Origin of the sequence: Eisenbergiella tayi, from assembly GCF_001881565.1 — a bacterium.
GTDB lineage: Bacteria > Bacillota > Clostridia > Lachnospirales > Lachnospiraceae > Eisenbergiella > Eisenbergiella tayi.
In genome coordinates this window covers 657162-668820 of the sequence record NZ_MPDJ01000001.1, presented here as the reverse complement: position 1 = coordinate 668820, position 11659 = coordinate 657162, and the positions used below count along the sequence as shown (strand labels likewise).

The 11659-nt window shown below is 48.0% G+C and carries 9 protein-coding genes; 7 read left to right on the top strand and 2 right to left on the bottom strand.

Translation table 11 applies throughout. The annotated features are described in order from the left end of the window. The first annotated feature begins 241 nt into the window (after positions 1-241). The 4 genes from BLA28_RS02735 (at position 242) to BLA28_RS02720 (ending at position 3864) form a co-directional block, all read left to right on the top strand. Positions 242-1255 (top strand): methionine ABC transporter ATP-binding protein, encoded by a 1014-nt coding sequence (locus tag BLA28_RS02735; protein WP_009251184.1) that lies wholly within the window; start codon positions 242-244, stop codon positions 1253-1255. Next, complete coding sequence (locus tag BLA28_RS02730) at positions 1245-1910, top strand: methionine ABC transporter permease (RefSeq protein ID WP_009251183.1); 666 nt, start codon at positions 1245-1247, stop codon at positions 1908-1910. Before BLA28_RS02735 ends, BLA28_RS02730 begins: the two co-directional genes overlap by 11 nt. 109 nt (positions 1911-2019) lie before the next feature. Further along, complete coding sequence (locus BLA28_RS02725; RefSeq protein WP_069155914.1) at positions 2020-2964, top strand: MetQ/NlpA family ABC transporter substrate-binding protein; 945 nt, start codon at positions 2020-2022, stop codon at positions 2962-2964. A gap of 453 nt (positions 2965-3417) precedes the next feature. Then, a complete protein-coding gene (locus BLA28_RS02720; RefSeq protein WP_025485707.1) occupies positions 3418-3864 on the top strand; it encodes an RrF2 family transcriptional regulator in 447 nt (148 codons plus the stop codon). Here BLA28_RS02720 and BLA28_RS02715 read toward each other — a convergent pair. Next, the gene (locus BLA28_RS02715) at positions 3852-4781 is read right to left on the bottom strand and encodes a GGDEF domain-containing protein (RefSeq protein WP_044970060.1); all 930 of its coding nucleotides are present in this window, start codon (positions 4779-4781) and stop codon (positions 3852-3854) included. The two genes, BLA28_RS02720 and BLA28_RS02715, sit on opposite strands and share 13 nt — an antisense overlap. 251 nt (positions 4782-5032) lie before the next feature. Here BLA28_RS02715 and BLA28_RS02710 point away from each other — a divergent pair, with 251 nt between their 5' ends. The 3 genes from BLA28_RS02710 (at position 5033) to BLA28_RS02700 (ending at position 9631) form a co-directional block, all read left to right on the top strand. Then, the gene (locus tag BLA28_RS02710; RefSeq protein WP_050018793.1) at positions 5033-6733 is read left to right on the top strand and encodes a GGDEF domain-containing phosphodiesterase; all 1701 of its coding nucleotides are present in this window, start codon (positions 5033-5035) and stop codon (positions 6731-6733) included. Position 6734: 1 nt separating this feature from the next. Next, entirely contained in the window at positions 6735-8543 is a 1809-nt protein-coding gene (locus BLA28_RS02705) for a DUF6044 family protein (RefSeq protein WP_141702859.1), read from the top strand. 134 nt (positions 8544-8677) lie between these two features. Next, complete coding sequence (locus tag BLA28_RS02700) at positions 8678-9631, top strand: radical SAM/SPASM domain-containing protein (protein WP_069155912.1); 954 nt, start codon at positions 8678-8680, stop codon at positions 9629-9631. A 53-nt stretch (positions 9632-9684) separates the two neighbouring features. On the opposite strand, the gene BLA28_RS02695 is transcribed toward BLA28_RS02700, so the two are convergent. Next, positions 9685-11268 carry an NAD(P)/FAD-dependent oxidoreductase gene (locus tag BLA28_RS02695; protein ID WP_069155911.1) on the bottom strand — a complete coding sequence of 528 codons (1584 nt, stop codon included), beginning with the start codon at positions 11266-11268 and terminating at the stop codon, positions 9685-9687. Positions 11269-11659: the final 391 nt, after the last annotated feature.

Here is an 11659-nt window from a genome sequence, read left to right as displayed (position 1 = left end):
TCCGGACTGCTGCTTTCCCCGCTTTGCCGGAGGAAGTTTGAAGTGCTTTACTATTTACAGGATAATAAGAAATGTGGTATGATAAAGCTTACGCGGGAGGACTGATATCATGCAGGCATAAGCTGTACAGCATTACAGTGAGCCGGCAGGATAGAAGCCGACGGCCTGTTTTTATGAACACATGTCCGCCGATTACGGACATTATAACAAAACAGAAGCGAAAGTGAAAGGGCCTGGAAAAATGGGACTGCCTATCATACAAATCAATAATGTAACCAAATCATTTGAAACGAAGGACAGCAGGGTGGAAGCCCTCAAGGGTATCAGCCTGGAAATCAACAGAGGGGATATCTACGGAATTATCGGTATGTCCGGCGCAGGAAAAAGTACTCTGGTACGCTGCCTGAATTTCCTGGAAAAGCCTACCGAAGGCACCGTGCTGATAGAGGGACAGGATTTGTCCTCCTGCAGTGATAAGGAGCTGAGGAAGGTCCGCAACAGCGTGGCCATGATTTTCCAGCATTTCAACCTGCTGATGCAGCGGACGGTCCTGGATAACGTATGTTTTTCCCTGGAAATCCTGGGAATGAAGAAAAAAGAAGCCAGGGAGAAAGCGCTGGGCATTTTGAAAATTGTGGATCTGGAGGAAAAGGCCAATGCCTATCCGGCGCAGCTGTCCGGCGGACAGAAGCAGCGTGTGGCCATTGCCCGTTCCCTGGCCATGGATCCCAAAATCCTGCTATGCGACGAAGCAACAAGCGCGCTGGATCCCACAACCACACGTTCCATCCTGGCACTTCTTAAAGAAATCAACCAAAAATATGGAATAACCATTGTCATCATCACCCATGAGATGGGAGTGGTTCAGGAAATATGCAGCCATGTGGCCATTATAGAGCAGGGAGAGCTGGCGGAAACCGGCACGGTGGAAGAGGTTTTCTCAAGCCCCAAATCAAAGGCGGCAAAGAAGCTGGTTTTCCGCGGGGAAAGAAAGTATTCCCTGATGAAGAGCAAACGCTGCATCCGTATTGTATTTACCGAAAATTCCTCTTTCGAACCAGTGATTGCCAACATGGTCCTGGAATGCAGGGCATCGGTGAATATTTTACTTGCGGACACCCAGGATGTGGGCGGCACTGCCAGAGGACAGATGGTCCTGCAGCTGCCGGAGGATGAGCAGATTGCCGAAAAAATGATACAATACCTGAAGGACAGGAATCTTGCGGTGGAGGAGTTGGACGATTATGTGGAATAGTGCAACGATTATGATGATTGTGGAAGGCACCTTTGCCACCATATATATGACCCTGGTATCCACGCTCATGGCCTACGTGATCGGCCTTCCGGCGGGAGTCGCCCTGGTGGTAACCGGAAAGGAAGGGCTCAAGCCCAACAAAGCCGTGAACCGTATCCTGGATGTTCTGGTTAATGTGATGCGCAGCATCCCCTTCCTGATACTCCTTATCCTGGTAATACCCCTTACCCGTGCCATCGTCGGAAAAAGCTACGGCCCCAGCGCAACCATTGTCCCCCTTACCCTGGCGGCAGCCCCCTTCATCGCCAGACTGGTGGAATCCTCACTGCTTGAGGTAGATAAGGGAGTAATAGAAGCCGCCCAAAGCATGGGAGCAGGAATCCCTACCATAGTAATGAAAGTCATGCTTCTCGAGGCCCGTTCTTCCCTGCTCAGCGGACTCGCTATCGCCCTCGGAACCATTCTTGGATATTCCGCCATGGCCGGCGCCGTAGGCGGAGGCGGCCTGGGAGACATAGCGATTCGATACGGCTACAACCGGTACCAGCTGGATATCATGATAGTAACAGTTATCCTGCTCGTGGCCCTGGTTCAAATCATGCAGGCCATCTGCATGAGGCTTTCCAGAAAACTGGACAAAAGGATCACCGGATAACGCCAAAAAAAGCATATTTATTTATATGAGCCATGCGCCCGTGCCCAAACACCACGGACTTACTATACAGATACATGGTCTATGATATTTCATGAATGGAGGAGACATTATGAAAAAGAAAGCATTATCATTAGCACTTGCGGCTGTCCTGACAGCCGGTTTACTTACCGCCTGCGGCTCTTCAAGCACAGGAACGTCCGCCCAGCCCGAAGGAGCATCAGAACCCGCTGCGGAAACAACAGCCAGCCAGGCCCCTGAAAGCGAAGAAGCTTCCTCAGAAAGCGCATCCACACAGGCAGCCGAAACAGAAGTGGAATCCAAAGGAACCGTTACCGTAGCGGCAACCAGCGTACCCCATGCGGAAATCCTGGAAGCGGCAGTCCCCCTCATGGCAGCAAAAGGATGGGAATTAAAAGTAACCGAATTCACCGATTACGTACAGCCCAATGAAGTAGTGGAAAGCGGCGACATGGATGCCAATTACTTCCAGCACATCACCTACATGGAAAGCTATAACGAAGAAAAAGGCACACACCTCGTAGATGCCGGAGACATCCACTACGAACCCCTCGGAGTATACCCCGGAAAACAGACTGACCTCTCAGCCATCACCGACGGTGCGGAAATCGCCGTACCCAACGACACCACCAACGAAGCCAGAGCCCTCCTCTTATTACAGGAACAGGGCCTGATCACCCTCAATGACGGCGCAGGCATCACCGCAACCGTAAACGACATCAAAGAAAACCCCCACAAAATCAAATTCGTGGAACTCGCAGCAGAACAGATCCCCAGAAGCCTCCCCGATTTTGACTTTGCCGTAATCAACGGAAACTACGCCCTCGAAGCCGGTCTCAACGCATCCACCGATGCCCTCGCAACAGAGACCTCCGACTCCGACGCCGTCAAAAAATACGTAAACGTCATCGCCGTAAAAGAAGGCAACGAAAACAACGAAGGCATCAAAGCCCTCGTAGAAGTCCTCAAATCCGAAGAAATCAAAAAATTCATCAACGACACCTACCAAGGCTCCGTAGTACCCTACGAAGGCTAATAAGAATATAAAACAGAACTATTTTCCAAGGCCTGTGTCCATCCCTCCGGAGAAACACAGGCCCTTTCCTTTTTAATTTATACACATTCCAAGTCCCCCTCCCCCTTTTATCACTACCTGCGCGAGTCCCGTCCTTATGCCTGCCAGCCGGGGCCGTGGTGCTTTCGGTTTTTCCGGCAAACACATGGAGCTGTAAGGGCCGTCATAAACACGCCGGTCCTTAGGTTGCGTCCTTTGCAACCTTAGTACCGCTGCGTGTTTATCCGAGCGAAAGCGTGCCCTCTAAGCCCATGTTTTTGCCGGAAAAACCGAAAGCACCGCGGCCCCGGCTGGCAGGCATAAGGACGGGACGATCCCCCACCCACTTAGACTTGACTTATAGTATTCATACTGGTATGGTATAGATACAAACAAAGCCCCATGAAAAGATAAACGAGGTAAAAAATGAGTGCCATGAGAATTTCAACCAAAGGAAGATATGCGGTACGGGTCATGCTGGATTTGGCAGTGAACAACACCGGAGAATATATTAAAGTAAAACAGATAGCCGACCGGCAGGGAATTTCAGAAAAATACCTGGAACAGATCATAGCTATCCTGAACAAGGCAGGCTTTGTTAAAAGCACGCGCGGAGCACAGGGCGGCTACCGGCTCTCCAGGGATCCGGCGGAATATACGGTAGGCCAGATACTCCGGCTGACGGAAGGGTCACTCAATCCCGTCCCCTGCCTTGACAGCTGCGGGGGAGAGGTTGACTGCCTTCGCTATGATACCTGCGAAACTGTGGAGGTATGGAAACAGCTGGCTGATGCTATAAACGGCGTGGTAGATAACGTAACTATCGCCGATTTGGCCGAGAAACATGCAAAACGGATGGAAAGCATGAATTACATGATCTGATCCTGCGCCGGACGAATGATACGATCCGCAAGCCGGAGAGGCAGCTGTCCTGCTTTTTCCCGGAGGGAGTCCAGGGTGTTTATAAGCCTGTCCTTCTGTATTAGCTCCGGAGAGGTGCAGGTGATAAGCCCGGCACAAAGCTGCAGGGATAAAGGCTTTTCTCCGAAAAGTATGGGAACGGCAGGGGCATTGTGGATAACCTTCAGCAGCTTTTCCTTCAGCTCTTCGTGGGTATCGCTTCCCGCTGCAAACAAAAAGGTATCTTCATTATAAAGCGCCAGAAAAGCGCCGGTATCCTCTCCGGGAAGATATTTCCGGATGGAGTCCGCAGCGGCACGCAGGATACCGTCGCAGGCCAAATGACCGGAATTTTTGCGTATTTCCTCCAGGCCGTCAATACCGATGAGGGCCAGGTGAAAGGAATAGGGATTATTTCCCGTGTTCATGGCCGTGTGGAGAAGATGTTCTTCGATATAATGCGGCCGGTAGGCTTGTGTAACAGGATCCGTCACCATTTTATGGTTCAGATCACGGATTCCTTCTTGTATTTCTTCCTTTGTCTTTCTGCTGTCAAGGACGAAGGCTGTAATGTCAGTCCCCATCTCCAGAATAAGCTTTGTATTTTCCAACAGAATATATCTGCATATAATCTGAAATACCTGATTTTCTATACATTCGAATTTGGTGCAGGCCTGTCCGGACCTGAGAGTGCGTGCGGAAATACAGTTTGCGCATTGCTGTGACCGGTTCCATACTTGATAGCAGGGGGAGGTCGGAGAAAAAATCAGTTTATCGTTTTGAAGGGTTACATGAACTACCCTGCAGATAATCGGATCCACAAGACGCACGATGGAAAAGGTGTTTTCTAATACAGACATTTCATTCTTTAATTCCGCATATGTATATTCGTATTTCATATGAAAGTCGCTCCTTTCCCGCTGAAACGGTTAATCTCAACATAATAGAATTATAACTTTCAGAATATCATATTTTGTTGAAAATAACAATAAAAATAGTTACAATATTAATGCGGTGTAACTATTTTAACGTTTAAAGGGAACTCTTTGGTATGCTGACAGGGAAAGAGTTGACATACCTGCCAGGTGTTTGTAATATGGAAGTAATGCAATGGAGAGTTGGCGCCCAAAGAAAGTATAGGGATAAAAGAATGGAAAATAAAGTCCTGTTGTCCGCTATGGATAATCAACAAATAACAGAAGTATTTCAGGCATTGAATCAGACAAGTGATGATTATTTTTATATACTGGATTTTATGGAAGACAGCTATTCCATATGTAACAGGGCGGTACAGCGCTTTCATTTGTCTACGGACTATATTTGTCCGGTTTCCACGGATTTAAGGGAAGTAGTGGTGGAAGAGGATTATCCTGTGCTGCAGAAGGAGCTGGAGCTGCTTAAGGACGGGAAAAAAAGCTTCCATGACATGGAATACCGCTGGTATGGCAGAGATATGGAGATAATCTGGATTCATTGCAGGGGGACGGTTGTCCGCGGAAAAGAAGGAAATGTCCGTCTTCTTGTAGGAAGTATTACAGAGGTCGGAAAAGAAGAAAAAAGAGATCGGCTCACGGGATTGTATGGGGAAAGCAGGCTGGCGCTGGATGCGGAACGGATGCTGCTGAAGGAAGACGGCAACGGTTTTCTGATGCTGATCGGTGTGGATGATTTCAGGGAAATAAATGAAAAATACGGAATAGACACCGGAAATTCACTGCTGCGGGAACTGACAGGCATCATCAGGGAATGTATGGAGCCGGGCATGATGCTTTACCGGTTGGTGGCGGATGAATTTGTGCTGTTCTGTCAGAATGATATATCGGCGGAGAGGGTTCGCGGGCTGTATGAAAATATAAGGGAAAATATTTTCCGTCACATAGAAGAAGAGGACTACCGTAATTTTTATACGGTTTCCGCAGGGCTTCTGGCGGCGCCTTATCCCTCAGGGACATATGGGGAGTTGGTGAAGTATCTGGAGTTTGCCATGAGCGAGGCCAAACGGCGTGGGAAGAACGGCCTGGTGGAATTCAGCAAAAACGATTATGATGCTTATGTGAGCAGACTGGAAATCAAAGAAGAGCTGCGTAAATCCATATTTAATAATTATGAAGGCTTCACTCTGTATTATCAGCCCATTGTGGATGCCAAAAGCTACGAAATAAAAGGGGCGGAGGCCCTTCTTCGATGGAACAGCAGCAAATATGGCAGCATGTCCCCCGGCGTATTCATTCCGGTCATGGAAGACAGCGGCCTGATCATACCCATGGGCTCCCATGTGATGAAGGAAGCGGTGGAATGCTGCTGCAGATTAAAAAAATATATCTCTTCCTTCCATATTAATATAAACCTGTCTTATGTACAGCTGAAAAAAACGGATGTGCTTGAGGAACTCAGGGTTCATCTGGGGATGCTTGAGGTATGTCCGGAGAACATTATGCTGGAAATCACGGAGAGCGGCTATATTGAAACGGATTTGGCGTTCCGGCAGGCCATGGAGGAAATCCAGTCGCAGAAAATGAGGCTGGCTATTGATGATTTTGGAACCGGCTATTCCAACCTGCGGTATTTAAAGGATCTGCGTGCGGATATGATTAAGATTGACCGTTCCTTTGGGATACGGGCGATGGAAAGCGAATATGATTATACGCTGCTGGGGCATATCATTGAAATGGCCCACAGCATCGGCCTTGGAGTATGCCTTGAGGGTGTGGAAACGGAAGAGGAGCTGGTAAAGCTGCAGAGACTGGGGCCGGATTTTATACAGGGCTATCTGTTCGGCAGGCCGGTGCCGGAAAATGTATTTGTGGAAAAATACCTGGAGACAGGAAGAAATACGGCAATGGAGAATTAAAATGAAGAAAATCTGCAGGATGTTGACGTCAAATTGGTACTGGCTGCTTTTTGCAGCCGTGGTGCTGGGAGAGGCGGCCGTATTCCTTTTTTTCGGAGAAGGAAGCTATATTGCCACTCACGACAATCTGGATTTATTTATGGGGCATTTCCAGGCGATGAAGCACTGGAATGCCTTTTTCGGACATGGTGTTACGGTACCCATATTGGGAGGGATTTCCCGGGACTATCTTAGTTCCGAGTTCTCCCTCTACAATATCCTTTTTTACTGTCTTCCTCCTTTTGCCGCCTATATGTGCGGTTATTTCCTGAAAATACTCATCGCCGCGGGTTCCGTTATCCTGCTGGCAAAGGATATTTACCGGGAAGAATATAAAAAGTATGAACCGGCCGCGGTCATCACAGGGCTGATATATGGGCTTCTGCCGCTGTTCCCTGCGTATGGGATTGCATTCGCCTCAATCCCCCTTGCCATACTGCTGCTCCGGCGCATTTACAGAGGGGAGAGCCGTTGGGATTATCTGTTCCTTTTCCTGTATCCGCTGCTCTCTTATTTCTCTTATTTCGGCTTTTTTATTCTTGCTTATCTGGTTCTGGCCATCATCATCCTGGCGGTGAGGGATTACCGCAGACGGAAAAAGGAAACGGGTTCCTGCAGCTGGAAGCAGGCGGTATGCTGGAGGCTTGCTGCGGCTCTTTTTATCCTTTCTGCCGGTTATATCCTGTTTGAGTACAGGCTGTTTGGAGAAATGCTGTTTTCCCCTGTGGTTACCATGCGCTCCACTATGGCGGAGGACAATTTTACCGCCGGACAGATCGCGTCAACCATATGGGATGTATTCTATCAGGCAATTTTTCATGCCCAGCCCTCCCATACCAGGTTTGTGCTTCCTCTGTGCCTGCTTTTTCTCGCGTTTCGGATTATCTGCTTTTTACGGGAAAAAAAGCCGGGCAAGATCCTGACGGACAGCTTCTGCCTTGTTATTTATTTCATTGTGGGGAACTGCCTGATTTACGGGTTTTATTACTGGGGAGGATTCCGGGGGCTGTTTGAAACGCTGGTTCCGCCGCTTAAGGGCTTCCAGTTCAACCGGACCGTATTTTTTAATCCCTTTCTCTGGTATGCGGCACTGTTTTTAATCATTAAATATCTGTACGATAAAAAGAAAAAGTGGATTGGCAATCTGCTTGCCTTCCTGGCGCTGGTGACGGTGGTGCTCACCCCGGCTGTGTACAATGATTTTTATTATACCTGTTATTACAATGCATATCATCTGATCAAAAAGGTGCCGGTGGAAAGCCTGAATTACAGGGAATTTTATTCGGAAGACCTGTTCGGGCAGATTAAGGAGGACATCGGTTATAACGGGGAATACAGCGCCGCTTACGGGATGCATCCCGCCGTTCTCTCCTATAACGGGATTGCTACCCTGGATGGCTATCTCGGTTTTTACCCTCAGGAATATAAAGAAAACTTCGGCGCCATGATAGCCCCCGCCACGCAGCGGGTGGAGGAATGGGATGTTTACTTCTGGGACTGGGGAGCGAGGGCTTACCTGTTTTCCGGCTCCGGGGAAAATACATGGAATGCGGTAAGGACCATGAATGTGTCCGATGACAGGCTCTATATTGACGGAGACATATTCCGTAAACTGGGAGGGAAATACCTTTTTTCCAGATTTAAAATCAGCAATGACAGGGAGCTGGGATTCACGCTGAAGGGAGTATATACCCAGGAAGAATCTCCCTATACCATATACGTATATGAAACGGGTGAAACCGCAGGTTACTTGTCACGGAGTGGACAGTAACGAAGTGGGCGGTCAGCCGTGTACAGGTGAGCGCCGGAATTGACAACAAAGACCGGTGATGATATGATATTAAGTGCTGTTAACGGGTTAACAGTAAGGATGGAACCTACTGTAAGAGAAGGAGATTATATACAATGCCAATCAGAATCCATAATTTCGCCGGTAAATTCGGATGGAATATGAGAAAATATTTTCCAAAGCTGTCCAGCGAAGGGTATCTTACCTTTCAGTTTATGACAAGGGGAAAATCACAGAAGGATTATATTGAATATTTTATGAACAGCGATCCGGTGCCTCATCCCAATGTGGTAAACCTGGAAACCATCAACCGCTGCAACAGTACCTGTGAATTCTGTACGGCCAATAAGAATGCGGAAAAGCGGCCTTATGCCAGAATGGAAGAGAGCCTGTATTACAGTATAATCGACCAGCTCAGAGACTGGGGCTACAAGGGGCATCTTACCTTATACGGAAATAATGAGCCCTGGCTGGATACCAGGATTGTGGAATTTCATAAATATGCGAGGGAACAGCTGCCGGAGAGCTTTATTTTCATGTCCACCAACGGACTGCTTCTGGATGTGGAAAAGGTGAAAACCATTGTCCCCTACGTAAATCAGCTCATCATCAACAATTACTGCCTGGATATGAAGCTGCATGACAATATCAAGGTGATTTATGAATATGTAAAAGCCCATCCGGAAGAATTTAAGAATGTGGATATCCTGATTCAGATGCGGTATCTGAAGGAGGTATTGACCAACCGTGCCGGAAGCGCGCCCAATAAGGCCGCGACGGAAAAGGTGATCAAGGAAACCTGTCTCATGCCGTATACGGATATGTGGATCACTCCCGGCGGGAAGTTGGGTATCTGCTGCTGTGATAATTTTGAGGTGACGGATGTGGGTGATTTGACGAAAATGCCCCTGAAGGATGCCTGGAACAGCCCGGCTTATCAGAAGCTGAGAAATGCGGTAAAGGACGGAAGGCAGAATTATCCCTTCTGCAAGCACTGTGATTTTATAGATGCGGGGCTTCGCATGGAAATCGTTAATGATGTACTGAAGCAGCAGAAGCATAAAAATTAATAATAAATATAAAAAGGATCCGGCCGTGAAAAGCCGGATCCTTTTTGTATTTATCAGTTCTGTTCCGCAGTGGATTCCAGATATTCCTTATCGGTATTTACATTCCAGATATTGCTTCTGTCCCTCACCTGATTCAGGATGTTATGGACGGTTTCAAAGGAAGTGACCATAGAATGGTCGATATTGTTATAACGGTGCTGGCCGTTGCGGCCCACACAATACAGATTATCGATGGTATCCAGGAAAGCCCGGAGCTGATCAATATCCTTATAAGTATCAAAATAAGCCGGATACGCTTTTTTAACCTTTTCCATATGGGTATCGATTACCTGGCTGACATCGTCAATCAGACCCATCTTCACCATTTCCTTCACGGCGAAATCAGAAAAGTCCTTTTCCGTCATTCTCCACAGGGAATCTCCCTCATCACAGAAATATTCCAGGCCTACCCAGACCGTGTTTTCCAGATCCTTCACCATATAAGGGGACCAGTTATTATAAATCTGGAAACGTCCCATCTGAACGGTCCTGTCATGCACATAAATCCAATCATCCGGAACGATGTTGGAAATGGTTTTTATCTTAGTCTTATTGACCAGATTCAGTCTGGGTACCAGAACCCCCAGAGTCATATAATCCCTGTAAGGAAGGCCGGCGGCGATGGCGGCTTCTTTTTCGGGGACATCGTTCATTCCTCCCACCAGATCCTTAATGGGCATGGAAGAAATAAAGATATCGCCTTCCATGGAATATTCCTTCCCTTCCTTAATATAAGTCAGGGAGGTGATATGGTTATTCTCATCCTTGTGCAGTTTGGTAACCTGGCAGCCACGGAGGATCTGCCCTCCGTTTTTAATGATTTCCTCACCGGTTACATCCCACAGCTCACCCGGCCCTAATTTAGGATAACTGAATTCTTCAATTAAAGAAGTCTCCACATGGCCCTTTTTCCCGCCGGGGAGGATTTTCTTGAACATATCCATGACTATCGCCATGACAGAAAGGCCTTTGGCGCGCTGGGCGCCCCAGTCAGGAGCGATTTCCCTGGGACTGCGTCCCCACAGATTTTCCGTATACTTTTCAAAAAACATGGAATACAGTTTCCTGCCGAACCGGTTGATATAAAAATCTTCCAGGGAATCTTCCTGTCTTTTGTGAAGCACAGAGACCAGATAACTGAAGCCGGCCTGAAGGGTGGTAATGAACCCCATATTTTTAAAGGTTTCCCATTTCAGGGAAATCGGATAATCAAAAAACTTCTTGTCAAAATAAATACGCGATACCCTATTCCTGGTGAGCATCACCCGGTCCGTTTTTTCCGGATCCGGCCCGCCTGCGGCGAGAGGGGGTGTACGTTTCAGAATAATATCATCATAGGCGGGAGCCCCCTGGGGAGGAAGCATTTCAAGCCACCAGGCGTTAACCTTCGGGTCTTTGGAAAAGAAACGATGGCCGCCCATATCCATACGGTTGCCGTTATAGTTTACTGTCTTGGAAATCCCTCCCAGCAAATCACTTTCTTCAAAAACAATGACTTCGATCTCCTCCGGGGGATTTTTTGCTTTGGAGCCCTTTAACAATTCATAGGCCGCGGTCAGACCGGCAGGGCCGCCTCCTATAATCAAAGCTTTCTTCATATGAATAAGGTTCCTTTCTATGGTGCACACAAAATGCACACCTGTTTCAGGTAATCATTGTTTTTATCTTAACATATTCTAACTACTAATTCAAATAGGAATACATGGGAGGCAGCAGATAAAAAAGAGAGTGCGGCTGTCCAATGTTCCTGAGACTCACCAAGGCTGCCCGGTTTCGCCCTCCTGGGCCCGTCCTTCCGCTTCGGTCTTTGCGTACAGGCGGCGGCTCAGCAAGGTTCCTGTGCGGGCACACTCTCGTTCGGATAAATACGCAGCGGTACTAAGGCTGCAAAGTACGCAGCCTAAGGACCGGCGTATTTATACGGCCCTTACAGGAATCCTTGCTGAACCGCCGCCTGTACGCAAAGACCGAAGCGGAAGGACGGGCCCA

What these genes read in the sequence shown, in the direction of transcription:
- BLA28_RS02705 (WP_141702859.1), top strand. Translation starts at nt 6,735, where the DNA reads ATGAAGAAAATCTGCAGGATGTTGACGTCAAATTGGTACTGGCTGCTT.
- BLA28_RS02720 (WP_025485707.1), top strand. Translation starts at nt 3,418, where the DNA reads ATGAGAATTTCAACCAAAGGAAGATATGCGGTACGGGTCATGCTGGAT.
- BLA28_RS02715 (WP_044970060.1), bottom strand. Translation starts at nt 4,781, where the DNA reads ATGAAATACGAATATACATATGCGGAATTAAAGAATGAAATGTCTGTA.
- BLA28_RS02735 (WP_009251184.1), top strand. Translation starts at nt 242, where the DNA reads ATGGGACTGCCTATCATACAAATCAATAATGTAACCAAATCATTTGAA.
- BLA28_RS02700 (WP_069155912.1), top strand. Translation starts at nt 8,678, where the DNA reads ATGCCAATCAGAATCCATAATTTCGCCGGTAAATTCGGATGGAATATG.
- BLA28_RS02695 (WP_069155911.1), bottom strand. Translation starts at nt 11,268, where the DNA reads ATGAAGAAAGCTTTGATTATAGGAGGCGGCCCTGCCGGTCTGACCGCG.
- BLA28_RS02730 (WP_009251183.1), top strand. Translation starts at nt 1,245, where the DNA reads ATGTGGAATAGTGCAACGATTATGATGATTGTGGAAGGCACCTTTGCC.
- BLA28_RS02725 (WP_069155914.1), top strand. Translation starts at nt 2,020, where the DNA reads ATGAAAAAGAAAGCATTATCATTAGCACTTGCGGCTGTCCTGACAGCC.
- BLA28_RS02710 (WP_050018793.1), top strand. Translation starts at nt 5,033, where the DNA reads ATGGAAAATAAAGTCCTGTTGTCCGCTATGGATAATCAACAAATAACA.